Consider the following 20,102-nt stretch of genomic DNA (forward strand, 5'->3'; position numbering starts at 1 on the left):
ACGTTTCAAAGCCGTCATTACTCGACGGCTTTTTTTGTATCTGCTATTTTAATTACTTTGTAAATAGAATTTCTTCGACATGCCACTGAGCCAAAAGGAAATAAAGCTGATTAAATCACTCAATATAAAAAAATATAGAAAGCAACGCAACCTCTTTGTGGCAGAGGGTCGTAAGTTGATCGAAGACCTTCTTGAGTCGAACCTAAAACCTTATAGACTACTTACTACACAGCCTTCTGAAGCTCATACCTACGAGCTGATTGACGAAAAAACAATGAAGGCAATAAGTAATCTTGATACCCCCTCCTCGCATTTTGCCGTATTTGAAATACCTAAACTCCACACCTTCAAATCGCTCAGACCAGAGCGATTTTTTGCACTTTATGCACTTCAAGATCCCGGTAATCTCGGAACTATATTGAGGTCGCTCGATTGGTTTGGACCGATACCAGCAGTTATTTTATCGGGTACTGTAGATCCATTTTCCCAGAAAGTCGTTCAAGCATCTATGGGCAGCATCGGCAGAGTTCCAATGGTATTAACTGATTGTGAAGATCTCGATAGCTACATAAAAAAGGAGGGGATCGCCTTAATAGCAGCCCATATGACTGGGTTCCCAATTGACCAATTTAAAGCTCCCGAAAAGTTTTGCATAGTAATTGGAAACGAAGGCCAGGGATTATCAGATTTTCCTTTAATCCCCGATCAGATGATCAGTATTCCGCCCTCGCCGTATTCAAAGTGCGAAAGCTTAAATGCTTCTGTATCGGCCGGTATTCTGGCCTATTGGCTATATTCTACTTCGAGGTAAATTATAACTTCAATACGCAATTTTGTGCATCGCCTATGCCAGCAGGCACGTATTCATCAGCCTCAGCGTCGTTGATGTATTCGCTTCCATTTAACACATATCTGAATTGATATGAAGCGTCTTTGGGAAGCTCGATTTGAAGACTAAATCCACCGGCTTTGAGCTTTTTCATGGGATGCGCAGAGGGGTCCCAGCCATTGAAGTCGCCCACCAAAGAAGCCGATTCGGCGCCTTTAGCCTCAGAAGCTTCTATTGAAAAGCTCACCTTGCACACATCCTTTGTCTTGAAGTATTGTTTCTTGATAGCCATATGTTAAGAATTTTGTGTTGCAAAAGTACATTTTAAAATCATAAAAGCATATTAATCAATTATTTGTAAATTAAAGGTAGCCTTATCAAAATTTAATGATTTAGTAATACTATTCTTAACTTATTGCTTTTTCGCTCATTTTTAAAGCTGAAAGGCCGATCATTAAAATGTAGCGATGGTGTACTCTGTACGCTGTATTTCTTGGAAGCCACACTGTCCGTTTTGTATCGATTTTGCCTATAGTTGATTGGGTTGATCGGTGTATTCGGGTAAATCTCAGCATAAGTGAAAGATGATGTTTTGCGGAATCGTCATTGCATTCCGAAAATTTGAAACAGTTATAAATTTTTTCTTTTCAAACACGCTTAAACACACCTATTTAAATGGTATTTAAAAACGAAATTTTAACAAATACTTTTAACTTACCACTTCTGTTCACTACTTTCGATGCGATGCAATATGAGAATGCGAAGTGCCCCCGATGAATGCATTCGCATTAAAGATTACGTTTATTTCAAAAGACTTTTAGGATAAACCTTCTTGCATACATAGGTATCAGGTCTTCTTGGAGGCATTCTTCCGAATACTAGCAATGTTTTTCTGAAAAAACATGAAGTCACTCCAGTCTAAAATACTGATAGAGCGATAATCGAGTTACATGCCCTAAGCTTTTTCGATTTACATTTAAAAGGAAGAGTAGGCTGATCCTCTTATAGGTATACAGTCAGATAGCTAACCAATCAGAAAAAACAAGAAAAACTTATTAATGTAGATTTTTTAAATACATTCGTCATACTTCACGGTAAAGCTTTAAAAAATACCTTGACTCCAGAAGAAGCGTTAAGTACCTATTGGGGATTCAGCAATTTTAGGCCTCTTCAAAGAGAGATCGTAGAGTCTATCCTTCGAGGCCAAGATACGCTTGCGCTTTTGCCTACAGGTGGTGGCAAATCGCTGTGTTATCAAGTACCAGCAGTTTGTTCAATAGGTGTCACGTTGGTCATTTCTCCACTTATAGCTTTGATGAACGACCAGGTGGCTGCGCTCCAGAAGAAAGGCATACGAGCGGCAGCCATTACATCACAGCTTTCAAAACGCGAATGGCTTTCAGTATTGAACAGCTGGCACGAAAGCGATTTAAAACTCCTTTACCTCAGCCCTGAAAGGTTACAGAATTCACTTCTGCTAGAAAAACTCTCACAATTAAAAGTATCATTTATCGCTGTCGATGAGGCACATTGCATCTCTCAATGGGGTCACGACTTCAGGCCGGCCTATCGCCAGATAGCCTACTTGCGAGAGGTGCTGCCTTCTGATACAGCTGTTTTGGCCCTTACTGCCACTGCTACCCCTGAAGTGATTGAAGATATTGCTACTACACTGCGCTTCCGGCCTGGTTATCAACTTTTTAAAAAAAGTTTTCACCGTCCAAATCTCAGTTACAACATTCGGATAGTTGAGAACAAAATAGACCGACTTTTTGAAGCTCTTGATGCAGTACCGGGCAGTGCCATTGTCTTTATGCGTCACAGACTTAAAACGGCTCAAGTAGCCCGGCTCCTTTGTGCGCATGGTATAAAGGCAGACTATTACCACGCCGGTCTCACTGACGAAGAACGCAAAGAAAAACAAGAGGCCTGGATGCTAGGCAAAACGCGTGTTATAGCAGCAACCAATGCATTCGGGATGGGCATCGACAAGCCAAATGTGCGCCTTGTAATTCATCTCGACCCTGTACCTTCGCTCGAGGAGTACTTTCAGGAAGCTGGTCGTGCCGGGCGAGACGAAAAGTTGGCTTATGCCGTCAGTTTTATAAGTCCTGCTGATATTGCCCGTCTCACCGACCCGTCGAACAATTCCTTTCCAACGCCTGATGAAATCGGTGAGGTGTATCAAAAACTCTTCGAATTTCTCAGAATTCCGGTAGGACAAGGCGAGTGGGAAAAGTTCCCATTCTCAATACAAAAATTTGCTGAGTACACTAAGCTATCCAAGCTCAAATGCTATGAAATACTACGCTGGCTCGAGCGAGATGAACATCTCGGCTTCGACGATCAATGCCTTCGCCACTCGCGGCTTCGGTTTTACTTTGACTTTTACGATTTAAGTGCGCGCCATTCGCCTGAAAGTACAGTAATTAAGGTAGCACAAAACATCCTGCGCATGTACGAAGGTGTGCGTTACACCTTAGTTGAAATTGACGAAGCCCGAATAGCCAAATTGGCAGAAATAGAAGAATCACATGTGATAAAAATCCTTTATCATTTATCGCGTTCCGGTGACGCTGATTATTTTCCAAAAAACACCGAGGGGTTTCTCACTCTTTTTAAGCCAAGGCTCGACCGCAAGTCTTTTAAAATTGACCTGCAGGAGTACAATTTTCGTAAAACCCGGCATCAAGCCCGACTTGCATCTGTCCGCAGGTTTTATCAATCAACCGATGAATGCCGCGTAATTCATTTGCTCAAGTATCTCGGCGAAGAAAAAACAGACCCTTGTGGCCTATGCGACTACTGTCGCGACCTGCGTCGAAAACACAAAGTTCCTTCTCCTCCCAGCCTTTTTTTACGTCAATCGTCTGATAAAGAGACCATTACCCGCCAGCCCGATGGTAAGATTCTCTTTAAAAAAACCCCTTAAAAACGTTCGAACCACCACAGCTCTTATTAACTTTGCACGCATAACATTTAATTTTTAAGAGAGACAATGAATTTTCAACTGACGGAAGAGCACCTGATGATCCAACAGGCCGCACGCGACTTTGCTCAGAATGAGCTGCTTCCCGGTGTCATAGACCGCGATACCCACGAAAAATTTCCCGCCGAACAAATCAAAAAAATGGGAGAGCTCGGTTTCATGGGCATGATGGTCGATCCTAAATATGGCGGTGCAGGCCTCGACACCATCAGCTATGTGCTCGCAATGGAGGAGATTTCTAAAGTAGATGCTTCAGCCTCAGTCTGTATGAGCGTTAACAACTCCCTCGTATGCTGGGGCCTCGAAAAATTTGGAACCGAAGAACAAAAACAAAAGTATCTCGTGCCTTTGGCCAAAGGCGAAATCATCGGAGCCTTCTGCCTTTCAGAGCCCGAAGCCGGTTCCGACGCCACATCCCAAAAAACCACCGCCATCGACATGGGCGATTACTACCTGCTCAACGGCACCAAAAACTGGATCACAAACGGCAGCTCTGCCAGCGTGTACCTTGTAATGGCCCAGACCCACCCCGAAAAAGGCCACCGCGGCATCAACTGCCTTATAGTAGAGCGTGGCATGGAAGGATTTGTGATAGGTAAGAAAGAAGAAAAAATGGGCATTCGTGGCTCAGATACCCATTCATTGATGTTTACTGACGTAAAAGTGCCCAAAGAAAACCGCATAGGCGAAGATGGCTTCGGATTCAAATTTGCTATGAAGACCCTCTCAGGTGGTCGTATAGGCATTGCAGCACAGGCACTTGGTATTGCGTCTGGAGCCTATGAGCTCGCTCTCAAGTACAGCAAAGAGCGCAAAGCCTTCGGTAAGGAAATTTACAAGCACCAGGCCATTGCCTTCAAGCTCGCCGACATGGCTACCGAGATCGAAGCAGCCCGCCTTATGACGCTTAGAGCTGCCTGGCTGAAAGATCAGGGGCTCCCCTTCGACAAGGAAAGTGCTATGGCCAAGCTCTTTGCCTCAGAAGTAGCTATGAAGACCACTATCGAGGCAGTACAAATTCACGGTGGTTACGGCTATGTAAAAGAATTCCACGTTGAGCGCCTGATGCGCGATGCCAAGATCACCCAGATCTATGAGGGTACTTCTGAGATTCAGCGCATTGTAATCTCACGCGCCATTTTAGATCAGCAATAAAAAATTTTGTTTCTTCTTTTTTTGGGCGTGCCCCAGGCAAAGCTCCTTAAGGTGCGTTTGCCTGGGGTGGTCCGATGATGGTTCGGTTATCGTTCGGCTGCTCCGCAGCGCACCGCAGTGCCAGCTTCGCTATAACCCTTCACGTCTTTAGATGCTGAAAAAGTTTTTAACCTTTCATCAGCTCACCTCACGCATCGCTAGCATCGTTCGATTTACAATTACAAGATTAAGAAGATCCCTTATCCTTTAAATCCATCCGATGGTAGTTCCGGTTTTGCTTTCATTTACAACTCTTTAAATTAAATACATTACACTAGCTTTAACGTTATCTGAACAATTACACATAGCTACAGCGTATGACCTTTGTGAAAAGATTCAAACGTGCAAGATCACCTGCTTCTTAAAGCCTTAAGGGGCGAACCGGTAGAACGCCCTCCCGTATGGATGATGCGCCAGGCTGGCCGCTATTTGGCTTCTTACATGGAATTGAGAAAAAAGTACGATTTTTTCACCCGAGTTCAGACGCCTGAGCTCGCTTGTGAGATTACTCTCCAACCTGTGGATCAAATCGGGGTTGATGCTGCCATCTTGTTCTCCGATATACTTGTGGTGCCACAAGCCATGGGCCTCGAAGTGGAGCTGGTCGAGCACAAAGGCCCTTATTTACCCAAAACCATTCAGACCAAAGCCGATATTTCATCCCTCGAAGTAGATGAAGCTGCTGAAAGACTAAACTACGTGTACGATGCGATCAAACTCATTAAAAGGGCACTAAACGACCGTGTACCCCTTATCGGATTTGCCGGAGCACCATTTACTATACTTTGCTATATGGTCGAAGGCAAAGGCTCAAAAAATTTTGATCGCGCCCGTCAGTTTTGTATTAGCAAGCCAGTAGAGGCCCACAGCCTGCTAACAAAAATTACTCAAGTAACGATTGATTATCTCAAACGACAAGTAAAGGCAGGTGCTGATGTAGTACAAGTCTTTGACTCGTGGAGTGGTTTGCTCTCGCCTTCCGATTTCAACAAGTTTGCCCGTCCTTATCTATTACAAATAGCTGATGCTCTGCGTGTTCATGCACCTGTAATTCTATATCCAAAAGGCTCTTGGTATGCTTTAGCAGATTTGACAATAAATTCCAAAGCATCAGCACTTGGGGTTGATTGGTGCATTTCCCCGAAAACAGCACGTGAACTCACCGGTGGTATTATTACCCTTCAAGGAAATTTTGATCCTGCTCATTTGCACCTTACACCAGACCAGATACGGGAAGAAGTACATCAGATGATCGACGAATTCGGCCCGCAGCGCTATATCGCTAATCTCGGACATGGCATTACACCCAGTGTGCCCTTTGAAAATGCCAAGGCTTTTGTAGAGGCGGTAAAAGAATATCGAATGCACTGAATATGCATCCTTCGCGTTTTGATGTAAAAGAGTATCTTTCATCATATTACGTGCTTTTTCTCAAGTTTCATACCGAGTAAACGGGTTATTTTTGTAATTAAAAAGTAGATGATGAGGATCAAGCTCTATGTACTTGGTGTGCTAACGTTGTTGGTTTCAATCTTATCCATAAGTTGCAGAAAGGAAAACAACAAGTCCGATATTTATACTCCCACCCCATATAAGCTACAAGTTCCTCCAGGTTTTCCACCTCCGATATTAAATCCGAACAATCCGCTTACAGTAGAAGGTGTCGAGCTCGGCCGCCATCTCTTCTATGAAAAGAAGTTGTCGCGTGACAATTCTATGAGCTGTGCCAGCTGCCACAAACAGGAATTTGCTTTTTCAGATGCTCCAAATAAATTGAGTAAAGGAGTAGATGGCTTAGCGGGTACTTTTAACGCCATGCACATTGTAAACATGGCCTGGCTCGAAAATTTCTTCTGGAATGGGCGTTCACCAAGCCTCGAAGATCAAGCTTTCCATCCGATCGTGGACCCCCTGGAGATGAATACCACCTGGGAAGCTGTGCTTAAAAAACTGCGGGAAGACCCAAAGTACCCTCCAATGTTTAAAAAAGCTTTTGGTACCGAAGAAATCACCGTGGAGCGCGTCACAAAGGCCATAGCACAATTTGAGCGAACCTTAATTTCAGGAAATTCCAAGTACGACAAATGGCGTAGAGGAGAGACAACGCTTACAGAGCTTGAACTCTTTGGCTTTACCATGTTTGAAACCGAACGTGGCGACTGCTTTCACTGTCATGGAAGCACCACCACCGGCAATATGTTTGGAGCTTTCGGCCAGTTAATATTTACCAATAACGGTGTGGAGCCGGAGGCTACTATGCCCCTTGGTCGAATGGCTGTGACTGGAAATCCCGCTGATCGCGGTAAATTCAAAATTCCCTCGCTGCGCAATGTGGCCGTTACATTTCCTTACTTTCACGATGGCCGTTTTCAGTCACTTCAAGAAGTTATTGAATTTTACAATATGGGAGGGCATCCCTCGTCTACCATTGATCCTAACATGAAAGCCGCCGGTGTGGGTCGCAACTGGACGCAATACGAAAAAAGTGCTCTTCTTGCATTTTTAAATACGCTCACAGACGTTGATTTTCTCACTGACCCCCGCTTTTCTGATCCAAACGAGTAAATTCTTCCTTTTCATTTCTATCATTAAAATAAGAAATATGAATTCAGCTTTTTGAATTTTTATTCAAAAAAGAGAATTTTATCATTCCATTACCTTTGCCGGTAGTATGAAAACTTTTGAAGAAGTAAGTGCATTAGCGGGGCGCCTGGAAGCGCTAAGGGGGTATCTTTGACCCGGAAGGTAAGAAAATAGCCCTTCAAAACGAAGAAGAGCGTACAGCTGCACCAGGCTTTTGGGACGACCCAATAACAGCCCAGAAAATCCTTCGAAAGATTAAAGAACTGAAATTCTGGATCGAAGGCTTTGAAGAAGCTGCTCGAATGGTGGAAGAAGCGCAGCTTGCATACGATTTTTACAAAGAAGAAGTGATAAGCGAAGAAGAACTCGACAGAGCCTACGAAGCTGCTTTAAAAGCAATCGAAAGCCTCGAGTTCCGTAATATGCTCTCGGCCGAAGAAGATCGCCTAAGTGCCGTGCTACAGATTACCGCAGGCGCTGGTGGTACCGAGAGCTGCGATTGGGCATCTATGTTACTGCGCATGTACACACGCTGGGCAGAGCAGCATGGCTACAAGGTCACTGAACTTAACATTCAAGACGGCGATGTGGCCGGCATCAAAACGGCTACCATTCAGATAGAAGGCGATTATGCATTTGGCTATTTGAAAGGCGAAAACGGAGTACATCGTCTGGTGCGGATTTCTCCTTTTGATGCAAACGCTAAAAGACATACATCCTTTGCTTCCGTTTACGTGTATCCGCTTGTAGACGACACCATTCACATCGAAATCAATCCTGCCGACATCGAATGGGACACCTTCCGCTCAAGTGGTGCCGGCGGACAGAACGTAAACAAGGTGGAAACTGGCGTGCGCCTTCGTCACAAGCCTACCGGCATCATCATAGAAAATACGGAGACCCGCTCCCAGCTTCAAAACAAAGAAAAAGCCCTTCAACTGCTAAAGTCGCAACTCTATGAAATGGAGCTTGAAGCGCGCAACCAAAAGCGAGCTGAAATAGAGGCAGGCAAGAAGAAAATCGAGTGGGGTTCCCAAATTCGCAACTATGTGCTGCATCCCTACAAATTGGTAAAAGATGTGCGCACTGGAACTGAAACATCGAATGCCGAAGGCGTACTCGATGGCGATCTCGATGAGTTCCTCAAAGCTTACCTGATGAGCACGGGCAGCAGTAAGACAGCCAATGCAGAATCGGCTTTATGAAGTTTGGCATAATAGATCGCTACATCCTTCGATATTTTTTGGGCACTTTTTTCTTGACCCTGGTACTCATTCTACTTATAGCCATAGTATTTGACATCTCAGAAAAGATCGAAGATTTTATCACAAAAGGCGCTTCAGCCCGTGAAATAATCTTCGATTATTACCTGAACTTTATAGTGTACTATGGCAATATGTTCACCAGCATGATTGTGTTTATCTCAACGATCTTTTTCACAAGCATGCTGACAAATCGCACTGAAATAGTTGCCATTCTTACAGGTGGAATGAGTTTTAGTAGGTTAATGTATCCTTACGCTATTGGTACGATTATCGTCACTGTATTCAGCATGCTTCTAGCGCATTTTGTCATTCCCATAAGCAATGTGCGCAGACTTCATTTCGAAAATCTCTATATCAATGTTACATCTGGAGAGAGGAACAACGACTTACATCGACAGATTAAGCCAGGCCACCTGATATATCTGGAAAATTACAATCCCGACCGAATGAGCGGGTATAGATTTACTTATGAAGTATTTGATGGTCAGCGTCTTGTTTCTAAGCTCTCCTCTGATTTCATCAGCTTCGACACTGTTCAATCCAAATGGAAGCTCGACAATTACACAATTCGATACATTCAAGAGGGAGGCGATCAGCTCATCATTGGTCGGCAGCTCGATACAATTTTTGATTTTAAACCTGACGAACTTAGTCCAAAGCTTTATAGCGTCACAATGATGAATACGCCTCGGCTAATTGAATTTATTAAGGCCGAAAAAGTCAGAGGTTCAGAAAAAATAAACATGTATCTGCTTGAATTACATCAGCGCACCGCATGGCCTTTTGCTACCATCATTCTGGTACTCATTGCCGTAAGCCTGAGTAGTCAAAAACGCAGGGGTGGAATGGGGTTAAACATCGCATTGGGTTTAGGATTATGTGTTACATACGTATTTTTTCAAAGAGTTTCCGTTGTCTTTAGTACGAATGGCAATCTTTCACCTTTCATCGCTCTCTGGTTGCCGAATGTAATTTTCGCAGGGGTGGGAATTTATTTATTTCGAATAGCACCAAAATAAAAAAACCCGGGAATTGAATCCCGGGCTTTTTACTATCAGGACTGTCTATCCTTAAAATATAAAATTAGCGAATTACCAGCTTACCGCTCACTGATTCAGTAGCTGTGCGCAAAGTATAGGTGTAAACACCTGCGGGCAAATGACCAATTCGGATGTTTTTAGCATTAGCTCCTTGGTAAACAGCTACGAGCTCTTCGCTGTGTACGGTTTTACCAGTCAGGTCATGGATGCTGAACTGAGCTTTGCTGTTTTGAGCGAGGCTATAAGATACGGTTACGATATCTGATGCAGGATTTGGGAATACCTTTACTGAATTCTTCAAAAGAAGAAAGTCATTGTCAAGTCCAATGGTTCCAGTTCTTTCTACTTCAGCAAGTATGTATAAGACTACATCTACTTGCGCTCCCCAGGCATTCGGGTCGTTAAAAGCGTACCATTGACCAGTGTCCCACTTTTCCCATGCTGATCCACCACCGCAGTTTCCGCCTGTGTGGAAAATTCCAACAGTGTCATTTCTGTTGCCGCCTCCTACAACCACACTGGCAAAGAAAGGACCGGAATAATTAACCGGTGTGGCAAAGGTAAATTTGGTAAATTGACCTGATGTATCAATGTTGGTAGATGATACATTGGCTGATGTAGCTACACCCGTACCTGAGGGTGAACCGTTTGCAGCATTTACGTTGTAAATAATTACATTGTAATTATCTGCTGTACCAACAATTCTTTTTGCTCCAAAAGCTACAAGTACTGAGTGAATCTTGCCAAGAGTATTGGTTGCAATTCTTTGAGCTTTTTCAAAGTCGCCGTATCCATTTGTACCGGCTACAAATCCACCATTTGACGAACTGAGTAGCTGTGGACCAACTGTACAACCAGGCAACAAAGTAGGTGAAAGCGTATCATTAACATTCTCTGTACCACTTATAAAAAAGTGATGAGATAAATTCGGTGCAATTTTTACAACAGGTTTTCCTGCAATTTTTTGTTGCGCCTGAGCTGATAAGCTTATACTTAAAGCAAGAGTGAAGAGGTAGAATTTTTTCATATCAATCAATTTTCTACAAAACAATTAAAAAAAACTCAATGAATTTAATGTATTTTGAGACTTTCAAGAATTTTTATGGCATTTTCAAGTCTTTTTTGTCCAAAACCTGAAACTATTTCAAAAGTATAGTTGCATTTTTTTAAAATTGTTATGTGATAATCAAATAATTCTTTGCGATCGTGAGGATTTTCGCGCTGTGGATCATAGGTCCAAGGCAAGTCTATGTCTGATAGTAAAATCAAATCGTATTTTGGATTACAATAGCTATCCTCTATCATTTTGGAAGTTTTTCTATATTTCCATTCACTCCAAATTTTAATGGTGAGCAATGTAGTGTCGTAAAAAAGCCATTTTGACTCTTGTAATCTTTCATATAAACCTTCCCACATAAGTTGTCCAAGAGCTATTTTCTCTAAATCGTTGTAGGAATACAAATTGGACTGCGACAGTAAAAAATACCTTGCAAATTCTGGCACCCATAATCCTTTGTAATACAGGGCAAGTTTCTTACATAAGACAGATTTACCGGTAGATTCCGGGCCTAAAACAGCAATTTTCACAACTGTTGAGCGCGTTTTCCGAATTCGATTACCTCAAGATTTTCCACTTTTCCGGCATTGACCTGAAATCGCAAAGCTGTACGAACATGGTGAAATCCGTGAATTCCTGCTGCTCCGGGATTCATGTGTAAGCAAGCGTTTTTAGAGTCATACATAACCTTTAGGATGTGCGAGTGTCCGCATATGAATAATCCTGGATTGATGGCATTCCACATTTTTTGAACTCGTCTGACGTATTTGCCGGGGTATCCTCCAATGTGCGTGATCCAAACTCGCAGACCTTCTATTTCAAACACAGCATCCTCAGGCCATTTTTTTCGTAGAGCTGTATCGTCGATGTTACCAAATACCGCACGAAGCAAGGTGCCGGTCTGAGATAATCTTTCCAATACATTTTCAGAGCCTATATCACCGGCATGCCATACTTCGTCAGCCTGGGCTGCATACCGGCAAATGGCATCGTCCAGAAATCCATGTGTGTCTGAGAGTAAAAATATTCGTTTAATACCCGCTATCGATTACATGTACCTTTGCAAAAGTAAATACTGGTGTGCGTTGCGATATTTTATAGAGTTTGCTTATAATGGTATGGCCTTTCACGGCTGGCAGATTCAGCCAAACGCTATTACTGTACAGCAAACCCTGAATGAAGCACTTACTACAGTACTAAGGCAAGAAGTGTACGCAGTAGGCGCTGGCCGAACGGATACCGGAGTTCATGCGCTGCAAATGTTTGCGCATTTCGACACCTCAGAGCCCATAGACGATCTCGAGCGACTGACGCGTTCATTGAACGGAATCCTCTATCCTAATGTTGCCGTAAATCAGGTATTTAGAGTTAGCGACGAGGCTCATGCCCGATTCAGTGCCATAGAGCGCGAATACCAATACGACATTCATTATAAACATAACCCCTTTCTCTATCAACGAAGCCTTTTATGGCTGTGGCAACCATTTGATGTGGCTCAACTAAATAGAATCAGCCAGCTCCTCCTGGGAGAAAAGGATTTTTCCTGCTTCGAAAAAACCGGAGGAAACAACAAACATTCATATTGCCATGTGCGATTAGCACAATGGACAGAGACTGATGTGGGTATCCGTTTTACGATTCGCGCCAATCGCTTTTTGCGCAACATGGTGCGCGCCATAGTAGGCACTTTGCTGGATTATGGCTCTGGAAAACTTTCGGAATCAGAATTTACCTTCGTACTCGAAAGCGGAGATCGTCGTCAGGCGGGAGCTTCTGTTCCACCATACGCACTTTATCTGACTCAAGTTTGTTACCCCGACACAATTTTTATAACTCATGAGTGAATCATCTTATACTTCCACAGCCTTAGATATTTCAGCGCTTCGAAAAGTTTTCAGATTTATAGGACCTTACCGAAAGGAATTTTTTTACGGTATGGGACTAGTCATTTTTTTGTCAATCATTACATCGGCACGTCCAGTACTTATCCAAAAGGCTATTGACGAATCTATAATCACGCGTGACAAAACTCTGCTCATTCAGCTCAGCACCTTGATTTTAGCATTAATGGTGTTCGAGAGCATCGCCCAATACTTCTATTCATATCTGGCAAATTTTTTGGGCCAAAACATTATTAAAGACATACGAGCCTCGCTCTACAAGCGTTTAGTGCATTTTAAACTTGAATTTTATGACCGCACTCCCGTTGGAAATCTCGTAACGCGAGCAATATCAGATATTGAAGTTATTTCTGAAATTTTCTCAGAAGGATTACTTGTAATAATTGGTGACTTACTTAAGGTAGTAGCTATGCTTATTGCCATGTTTTATTTCATTGACTGGCGACTTAATCTCATAGCGCTATCCGTTTTACCATTTTTATTCGTCGCTACAAGGTGGTTTCAGAAAAACATAAAGATTTCCTTTCAACAGGTGCGCAACGAAGTGGCCAACCTAAACGCCTTCGTACAAGAACGTCTCACCGGAATGAGTGTCGTTCAGATCTTCGGCCGCGAAAAAGCTGAGTTTGAAAAATTCAAAATCATAAATGCTCGACATAGAGATGCCAACATTAAGGGCATATGGTACTTCAGCATCTTTTTACCTCTTCTTGACTTGATTTCAGCTATTTCAATTGCATTGGTAGTAAGTGCCGGTTCTTGGTGGGCAGTAAGTGGGCAGGATATTTCCCTTGGTGAATTAACCTCTCTGATCATGTTTATCAACATGATTTTCAGACCGCTTCGCCAGCTAGCTGATCGCATCAATTCGCTGCAGATGGGTATTGTGGCCTCCAATCGCGTATTTTCCTTACTCGACAATATTGAGTTCCCTGAATCAGATACCTCTACCTCTTTAATGCCTCCTATTGTAGGCCAAGTGCGTTTCGAAAATGTAACCTTTGGTTACAAGGCTGACGAAACGGTTTTGCACAATGTATCTTTTGAGATTGAAGCGGGCAAAACATTGGCTATAGTAGGTGCAACAGGAGCTGGCAAGTCCACTATTATTCAATTGTTATCACGCTACTACCAGCCTCGGGCAGGTGCTATTTACATCGATAATATTGATATTTCTAAAGTATCACTTCAGTCTCTGAGAGGTCAGATGGCTGTGGTACTTCAAGATGTGTTTCTGTTTTCTGACACTATTTACAAAAACATTACGCTCGGACAGCCATACACACTTGCTGAAGTAGAGGAAGCTGCTGACAGAATCGGCATTATGCCTTTCATTCGTTCACTGCCCGGTGGCTGGGATTACAATGTGCGTGAAAGAGGGGCTACTTTGAGCACAGGTCAGCGACAATTGATAGCGTTTTTGCGCGCTTATCTGGTACGTCCCAAAATTTTTATCCTCGATGAAGCTACTTCTAATATCGATAGCCAAACTGAACAGATGGTGCAAAAAGCCATAGAGCACATTACACGTGGTCGCACAAGCATCATCATCGCCCACCGATTAAGCACCATCTTGCATGCGGATAAAATCCTTGTGCTTAAAAAAGGCAAAATCATTGAAGAAGGCACACATCAAGAATTGCTTAAAAATAAAGGCTACTACAGCAAATTATTCGAGATACAATTCGCATCCTTGACCGAACAAGTCTCAGACCGATAATAATGAAAATACTTTTAATTGTATTTAAATTTTTAAATAATGTTGTGGTAAAAAACAGAGAGTTAGTTCTGTTTTTTATTGCTTCTGTTTTAATAGCTCTACTCTATCCGGAGGGGAGAAGATTTCCACATGATTGGAAAAAAAACTCAACCTGGAAATACGATGATTTGTCCGCTGAATTTGCCTTCGTACGACCCCTTTCCGACGATGAACTTTTCGAACAAAAAGATAGTATCCTACGAACTATTACATATTTTCAACTCCTACAACAATCACCTCAAATTCAACTACAATTTTCTGATTCATTAGCAAAAAACATCCTTGGGGATGAAACTTTAGATCTAATTGTTAAATTGTATAAAGTAAAATTGATTTCAAATGAAAAATTTAATGAAAAAAATTCCTGTTTTATTTTAAAAGATACAGATACACTTGCTATCGACTGTGAGAGTATTTTGCTTTCATCAAATGTACAAAAGGAGTTAAAAAAGTCACTTGATAGTGCATTCCTATATAAGGGTTTTTCACCTCAAAATGTTTTAATAACCATCGTACCAAACCTTAAGTTTTTTAAACAAGAAAAGTTATCAGAATCGAAGATTTTAGTAACTTCAAAAAGTGAATTGATACAGCAAGGTGATATACTTGTAAAAAAAGGACAGATCATAGATCTGAAAACACATAATAGATTGCTTTATTATAGAGATATTTACAATACTGGATACCCCTTTGGCTTAAACAGATCTTATTCATTTTTAGGCAAGTTTATTTTAGTATCTATTATACTGTTTATGTTGTATCAATTTTTAGTTTTTTTCAGGCCGAATGTGTTTGAAGATAGCTCCAAAATTCTGATGATACTTTCTATAGTCATATTCTTTTTTTTCGTAAGTATACAAGTAGCAAAAAGAAATGAAGAGTGGATTTATTTTGTGCCTTTGCCGATTGTTCCTATTGTCTTAAAAGCCTTTTATGATACGCGATTGGCACTCTTTACACATTTCTTATTGCTGTTGCTCATAGGCATTTATATTGGTGATGTTTATACGTTTTTCCTTTTGCATTTTACCAGTGGTGTTTTTTCCATTATCACTGTGGAATCAATTTATAAAAGAAGTCAACTTTTTACATCTGTTTTTAAAATAATTGCTGTTTATCTCTTTGTGTTTTTTGCTTTACAACTTACTACCGGACAAACTATTACCTCATCGACCGACATATATTTGAAATTAATCATTAATTCCTTTCTCATTTTATTGGCTTTTCCAATAATTTACGGTATTGAGAGAATTTTTGGCATGGTGTCAGACTTAAGCTTACTTGAGCTTTCAGATACCAATATGCCATTGCTCAAGGAACTTGCTGAAAAAGCACCTGGAACTTTTCAGCACAGTATCCAGGTGTCAAGTTTAGCCGAGAGTGCAGCTGCTGTCATAGGAGCCAACACACTGCTGGTGCGCACAGCGGCTTTGTATCACGATATCGGCAAAATGAAACACCCTCAGTTTTTTATTGAAAATCAGGTTAGCGGATACAATCCGCACGACGAACTTTCATTCGAAGAAAGCGCCAGAGTGATTATTGAACATGTAAAAGAGGGTATCACCTTGGCACGCGAACGCAAACTTCCTGAATCGATCATCGACTTTATTCGCACCCATCACGGCACTACTACTGTTCAATATTTTTACAAAATGTATTTAAAAAATTTTCCTGAAAATCCAACAGTGGAAAAACGTTTTCGGTACCAGGGTCCAACGCCATTTTCAAAAGAAACGGCTATACTTATGTTGGCTGACAGCGTGGAAGCGGCATGTCGTAGTCTGGCTCAGCATGGTGCTGATAGGTTTCAGTTAGAGGCCCAAATTGATGCCATTTTTGATTCGCTCATGGAACAGCGCCAGTTTGATAATGCAAACATTACACTTGCTGAAATATCAGAGGTTAAAAAGACTCTTAAGAAAAAAATCATCAACATTTACCACAGCCGAATAACTTATCCAAAATAATGACAATGGGGACTTTGTGCCAGAAATAACTTTGTGTTTAATTCTAACCATTTATCTTCTTCAACCGTCTATAAAATGGCTGAGCTAAACAAAGAAAACTTGGACGGCACATTTATCAATCTCGTTCTTGAACAGCACCAATCCACTACGACAGGTTTATTGGGCTGGATCGAACGTTTGATAAAGGGTGACAACAGGGCTGAAGAAGAATTATATAAATACATTTACCAAAAGCAATATGCCGTAGCTTACAGATATGTAAACAACCATGACGATGCCATCGAAATTTTCAATTCGGCCATGGTAAAAGTGTTTAAACACATTAAATCGCTCGACGATTATGAGAAAATTGAAAGCTGGATCAAAAAAATCATTATAAATACTGCTTTAGATTTTATTCGTACCAACAAACGACATAAAGACAACCTTCAGCCCATCGAAGATGATTTAAAAAAAATTCCAGTGACTGCTGCTGCTGATAGTGCCTTTGAATATGACTATTTAATTCAATTAGTATATCAGCTTCCGCAGCGAAAAAGAATGGTTTTTATGCTCTATGCCATTGAGGGATTTTCGCATAAAGAAATCGCTGAAACATTGCACATTTCTGAAAGTAATAGCAAACTCTTGCTGCATGAAGCAAGAAAATTTCTTCAGAACAGATTGAATAAAAAAGCTTGATGATGCAAAGAGAGGGTAAAGACATTGATAAATTGTTCAGAGAAGCTTTTGAACAAGCCAAAGAAGAAATCCCTCCTGTAAATCAGGCTTGGAGAAGTATGCAGCATAAACTCTATAAAAAGAGGCAAAAATCTTTTTTACTTGTTACTCATGCTCTTGCTAATGTTTTCCTTTTTATTGGATTTATTGGTTTTATTAAACCTATTTTGCTTGAACAAGAAAACGAACGCATATCAACAAGTGTGTTAAAAACTGAATACAACGATGATAAAACTTCAAAAAATCTCTCAGAAACCCATTCCATACCAACTAATAATGCAGAAATAACTTCAAAATCTAATTTGCCTAATAAAACTAATACTTTACTAGCTGTAAATATTTCGATCAGAAAAGATGAAGTTGACAGTAAAGCAGTGGACAAAAAAATTTTTTTTGAATACAAAAATTTTGAATTTCAAAAAGACGATAATACACCCAAATTATTTTTAAATATAGATGAAAAAATAATTACAAAGGATAAATCTGATTTTCAATGGATTTTGACAATTGGTTCTTTAATGCACAATCATTGGATTGTAGGAGGTGATTTTATGGGGAACAATTTGCCAAGTATTGGCGTCCTTATTTCAAAAAACATTAAGCCAAATATTCAAATTATTGCAGGTGTAAGGTACTTACATCGTGGCAACATGGATTACGTAACATATACAAAAACAAAAGAAATTTATGATCAGGAACAGATAAATTTTTACACTTTGTATGTAAATGGAACTCATTGGCTCGAAGTTCCGATTGGTGCTCAGTATTATTTACCAAATCGAAAAATATTTGTTGGTGGATTCATTACATCCGATATTTTTTTGCATCAAACAGCCGAATTGGGGGTAAAAACAATAGTACCCGCATTGAGCCTTCAGACTGAAGAGCGCCGAAAAAGAGCATGGAATTACGAATCAGGCATTCCAAAGGTGAATGTTGGTATTCGTGCAGAAATAGGTGTCTATTTGAATCCAAAAAGTACTGTAAATTTCTTCTCAAAAGTAAGTCCATATAGTGGGGTACCAAATGCCAACATTCAGAGAAATTACGGTTGGGATTTGGGTGTAGAATGGAGATATTACTTCTAATAACATTATGTTTAAATATTTTGTTTCACTTTTTGCGTTAACTTTCATACTGGTTTGTTGCAGAAAATTCGACAGCTTACCTCAGGATGCTTATTTTGAACCCCTCACCATCAGTTGGGATGAAAATGGAACAACCCATAGTTTCAAAGTTGGAGAGAATGCCTTGTATTCGAGAAGTTTCACAGTATTAAATTCTGAAGAAAATCGTGTTTTTATTTATGAATTTTATATTAATCACAATAATTTTATTCGCATATCATTTGCAAGTGAAAAATCAGGCGTTCAAATCGAGCAAGATTTAGAAGAACTTTTTCAACCAGATAAAGAAATATTTTTTGAAACAACAGATTATATTTCTACTGGTAAAACTGTTATTGAATTTATAGAAAATCGCACTATAACAGCAAGTTCAATTACCCCTTTAAATCTCCAGAAAAAAATTAAAATTCTGCAATCCAGAAAAGTTCAGATTTCTAACAAATTTTATTACGAGGCTGAGATAAGTTTTACTTGTATATTAAAAAAAGTTTCTGATAATTCTACTCAAACCCTTAACAACGGCAAGGCGAAGATTGCTATTCGGTACAAATAGTAGTTGCACTTAACATTGCATTTACATTTTACACTTTTGAGTGAGCCGTATTTTAGCCATTGAAGAAAATGACAAGGGAATTGAAAAACAAAAGAGTTGTTCTCGGTATAGTTGCATTAATGATTGGCGTTGTTTCTTATGTGATTTTTAATAAACCGAAGGACGATTTAGAGGCTTTAAAAGCCGATTACACCATCCATATCGAAGATACTGCCTCTATAACCAAAATCATTATTTCTGACAAGACGCCCAAATCAGTAACCCTCGTTCGCACGAAAAACGGATGGGAGACTGAAAGCGGTAATCCTGTGCGAATAGATGCCATTCAAACACTGCTCGAAACGCTTAATCGCGTCCGCCTTAAAAATTTTGTTCCCGAATCAGCTCGAGACAATGTGTTGCGCCGTATGGCAAGTGCCGGTAAGGAAGTGAAGGTATATGCCGGCAGTAGGCTAATCCGTCATTTCTATGTCGGTACTGAAACAATGGATGAAATGGGTACCTACATGATGCTAAAGGATGGTAAAAATCCGTATGCCATGTTTATACCTGGCTTTAACGGATTCTTGTCCACTCGATTTTTTGCAAACGAAGCGCTTTGGTTGCGAAAAACTATTTGGGCCTTCGACAATCTCGAAATCTCAAAAGTGGAATTCAAAGACTTTGATACACCTGAGAATTCTTTCACACTGACCGTTGATAACGGTTATCAACTGACCAATGCGACCGGTCAGCCAATAAAAGCAGACAGCATCAAGGCTGCCGTCTTCCTCGCAGGTTTTAGAACGGTGGAATACGAGGGTGTGATTTTGCCCGAAGATCCCATTTACAAAAGGCAAGATTCTTTAAAGGCCTCTATTCCAGCCTTTGAACTCACCGCTTGGAAAAAAAATGGCAGTTGGAAAAAACTTACGACATATCACATCAAGGCCAATGAAGATGCAGCTGAGTTTTACACCAATCTGGGCAAATTTGACCCCGACCGTCTGCATGCTTTCATTTCTGATGATAAAGGAAAAGAACTCTTTGTACTGGTTCAGTATTATGGTTTAGCGCCGGTACTTGTTACTGTTCACGATTTGAAAAAGCGATAATAACACATTCAAAAAAAATAT

The 20,102-nt window shown here is 40.8% G+C and carries 18 protein-coding genes; 14 read left to right on the forward strand and 4 right to left on the reverse strand.

Annotated features, from left to right (window positions below; genetic code table 11):
• Positions 1–79: 79 nt before the first annotated feature.
• Positions 80–811 carry a TrmH family RNA methyltransferase gene (locus ACK4EX_RS04380; protein ID WP_409770109.1) on the forward strand — a complete coding sequence of 244 codons (732 nt, stop codon included), beginning with the start codon at positions 80–82 and terminating at the stop codon, positions 809–811.
• A 1-nt stretch (position 812) separates the two neighbouring features.
• On the opposite strand, the gene ACK4EX_RS04385 is transcribed toward ACK4EX_RS04380, so the two are convergent.
• On the reverse strand, positions 813–1,121 hold the full coding sequence (locus ACK4EX_RS04385) for an isoamylase early set domain-containing protein (protein WP_409770111.1): 309 nt from the start codon (positions 1,119–1,121) through the stop codon (positions 813–815).
• A gap of 822 nt (positions 1,122–1,943) precedes the next feature.
• On the opposite strand from ACK4EX_RS04385, the gene ACK4EX_RS04390 reads away from it, so the two are divergent.
• The 6 genes from ACK4EX_RS04390 (at position 1,944) to ACK4EX_RS04415 (ending at position 9,879) form a co-directional block, all read left to right on the forward strand.
• Positions 1,944–3,761, forward strand: coding sequence for a RecQ family ATP-dependent DNA helicase (locus tag ACK4EX_RS04390; protein ID WP_409770114.1), 1,818 nt, complete (start codon positions 1,944–1,946; stop codon positions 3,759–3,761).
• Between the two features lie 66 nt (positions 3,762–3,827).
• Complete coding sequence (locus ACK4EX_RS04395; protein WP_409770117.1) at positions 3,828–4,973, forward strand: acyl-CoA dehydrogenase; 1,146 nt, start codon at positions 3,828–3,830, stop codon at positions 4,971–4,973.
• 381 nt (positions 4,974–5,354) lie between these two features.
• On the forward strand, positions 5,355–6,383 hold the full coding sequence (gene hemE, locus ACK4EX_RS04400; RefSeq protein WP_409770120.1) for a uroporphyrinogen decarboxylase: 1,029 nt from the start codon (positions 5,355–5,357) through the stop codon (positions 6,381–6,383).
• Positions 6,384–6,491: 108 nt separating this feature from the next.
• Positions 6,492–7,577, forward strand: a complete 1,086-nt coding sequence (locus ACK4EX_RS04405) for a cytochrome-c peroxidase (protein ID WP_409770123.1) — start codon at positions 6,492–6,494, stop codon at positions 7,575–7,577.
• Between the two features lie 106 nt (positions 7,578–7,683).
• Positions 7,684–8,800, forward strand: a protein-coding gene (gene prfB, locus ACK4EX_RS04410; protein ID WP_409770125.1) for a peptide chain release factor 2 whose coding sequence is annotated in 2 segments (ribosomal slippage) — positions 7,684–7,746 and positions 7,748–8,800 — 1,116 coding nt in all. Because the reading frame shifts where the segments join, the coding sequence is not laid out codon by codon here.
• Complete coding sequence (locus ACK4EX_RS04415) at positions 8,797–9,879, forward strand: LptF/LptG family permease (RefSeq protein WP_409770127.1); 1,083 nt, start codon at positions 8,797–8,799, stop codon at positions 9,877–9,879. The genes prfB and ACK4EX_RS04415 overlap by 4 nt, the downstream gene beginning before the upstream one ends.
• 64 nt (positions 9,880–9,943) lie before the next feature.
• Here ACK4EX_RS04415 and ACK4EX_RS04420 read toward each other — a convergent pair whose 3' ends face one another.
• The 3 genes from ACK4EX_RS04420 to ACK4EX_RS04430 are packed head-to-tail and all read right to left on the reverse strand — an operon-like array spanning position 9,944 to position 12,002.
• Positions 9,944–10,927, reverse strand: coding sequence for a T9SS type A sorting domain-containing protein (locus tag ACK4EX_RS04420; RefSeq protein ID WP_409770129.1), 984 nt, complete (start codon positions 10,925–10,927; stop codon positions 9,944–9,946).
• 44 nt (positions 10,928–10,971) lie between these two features.
• The gene (locus tag ACK4EX_RS04425; protein ID WP_409770131.1) at positions 10,972–11,487 is read right to left on the reverse strand and encodes an AAA family ATPase; all 516 of its coding nucleotides are present in this window, start codon (positions 11,485–11,487) and stop codon (positions 10,972–10,974) included.
• Positions 11,484–12,002, reverse strand: a complete 519-nt coding sequence (locus tag ACK4EX_RS04430) for a metallophosphoesterase family protein (RefSeq protein WP_409770381.1) — start codon at positions 12,000–12,002, stop codon at positions 11,484–11,486. Before ACK4EX_RS04430 ends, ACK4EX_RS04425 begins: the two co-directional genes overlap by 4 nt.
• Here ACK4EX_RS04430 and truA point away from each other — a divergent pair.
• The 7 genes from truA to ACK4EX_RS04465 all read left to right on the forward strand — a co-directional run bounded on the left by truA (position 11,965) and on the right by ACK4EX_RS04465 (position 20,081).
• Positions 11,965–12,801, forward strand: coding sequence for a tRNA pseudouridine(38-40) synthase TruA (truA, locus tag ACK4EX_RS04435; protein WP_409770134.1), 837 nt, complete (start codon positions 11,965–11,967; stop codon positions 12,799–12,801). The genes ACK4EX_RS04430 and truA overlap by 38 nt on opposite strands.
• Positions 12,794–14,578, forward strand: a complete 1,785-nt coding sequence (locus ACK4EX_RS04440; protein WP_409770137.1) for an ABC transporter ATP-binding protein — start codon at positions 12,794–12,796, stop codon at positions 14,576–14,578. Before truA ends, ACK4EX_RS04440 begins: the two co-directional genes overlap by 8 nt.
• Before the next feature lie 2 nt (positions 14,579–14,580).
• Positions 14,581–16,587: an HD family phosphohydrolase gene (locus ACK4EX_RS04445; RefSeq protein WP_409770139.1), complete on the forward strand. Its 2,007-nt coding sequence runs from the start codon at positions 14,581–14,583 to the stop codon at positions 16,585–16,587.
• Positions 16,588–16,662: 75 nt separating this feature from the next.
• Positions 16,663–17,268, forward strand: coding sequence for an RNA polymerase sigma factor (locus tag ACK4EX_RS04450; protein ID WP_409770141.1), 606 nt, complete (start codon positions 16,663–16,665; stop codon positions 17,266–17,268).
• Positions 17,268–18,395: a hypothetical protein gene (locus ACK4EX_RS04455; RefSeq protein WP_409770142.1), complete on the forward strand. Its 1,128-nt coding sequence runs from the start codon at positions 17,268–17,270 to the stop codon at positions 18,393–18,395. Before ACK4EX_RS04450 ends, ACK4EX_RS04455 begins: the two co-directional genes overlap by 1 nt.
• Before the next feature lie 7 nt (positions 18,396–18,402).
• Positions 18,403–18,987, forward strand: a complete 585-nt coding sequence (locus tag ACK4EX_RS04460) for a hypothetical protein (RefSeq protein WP_409770143.1) — start codon at positions 18,403–18,405, stop codon at positions 18,985–18,987.
• An 80-nt stretch (positions 18,988–19,067) separates the two neighbouring features.
• On the forward strand, positions 19,068–20,081 hold the full coding sequence (locus ACK4EX_RS04465) for a hypothetical protein (RefSeq protein ID WP_409770145.1): 1,014 nt from the start codon (positions 19,068–19,070) through the stop codon (positions 20,079–20,081).
• Positions 20,082–20,102 lie beyond the last annotated feature (21 nt).

Source organism: Thermaurantimonas sp., assembly GCF_046299575.1.
In the GTDB taxonomy this organism is placed as follows: Bacteria; Bacteroidota; Bacteroidia; order Flavobacteriales; family Schleiferiaceae; genus Thermaurantimonas.

Excerpts from the sequence above, each read along its gene's own strand:
- ACK4EX_RS04380 (WP_409770109.1), top strand. The coding sequence starts at position 80 with ATGCCACTGAGCCAAAAGGAAATAAAGCTGATTAAATCACTCAATATA.
- ACK4EX_RS04385 (WP_409770111.1), bottom strand. The coding sequence starts at position 1,121 with ATGGCTATCAAGAAACAATACTTCAAGACAAAGGATGTGTGCAAGGTG.
- ACK4EX_RS04395 (WP_409770117.1), top strand. The coding sequence starts at position 3,828 with ATGAATTTTCAACTGACGGAAGAGCACCTGATGATCCAACAGGCCGCA.
- ACK4EX_RS04405 (WP_409770123.1), top strand. The coding sequence starts at position 6,492 with ATGATGAGGATCAAGCTCTATGTACTTGGTGTGCTAACGTTGTTGGTT.
- ACK4EX_RS04415 (WP_409770127.1), top strand. The coding sequence starts at position 8,797 with ATGAAGTTTGGCATAATAGATCGCTACATCCTTCGATATTTTTTGGGC.
- ACK4EX_RS04420 (WP_409770129.1), bottom strand. The coding sequence starts at position 10,927 with ATGAAAAAATTCTACCTCTTCACTCTTGCTTTAAGTATAAGCTTATCA.
- ACK4EX_RS04440 (WP_409770137.1), top strand. The coding sequence starts at position 12,794 with ATGAGTGAATCATCTTATACTTCCACAGCCTTAGATATTTCAGCGCTT.
- ACK4EX_RS04445 (WP_409770139.1), top strand. The coding sequence starts at position 14,581 with ATGAAAATACTTTTAATTGTATTTAAATTTTTAAATAATGTTGTGGTA.
- ACK4EX_RS04450 (WP_409770141.1), top strand. The coding sequence starts at position 16,663 with ATGGCTGAGCTAAACAAAGAAAACTTGGACGGCACATTTATCAATCTC.
- ACK4EX_RS04455 (WP_409770142.1), top strand. The coding sequence starts at position 17,268 with ATGATGCAAAGAGAGGGTAAAGACATTGATAAATTGTTCAGAGAAGCT.
- ACK4EX_RS04460 (WP_409770143.1), top strand. The coding sequence starts at position 18,403 with ATGTTTAAATATTTTGTTTCACTTTTTGCGTTAACTTTCATACTGGTT.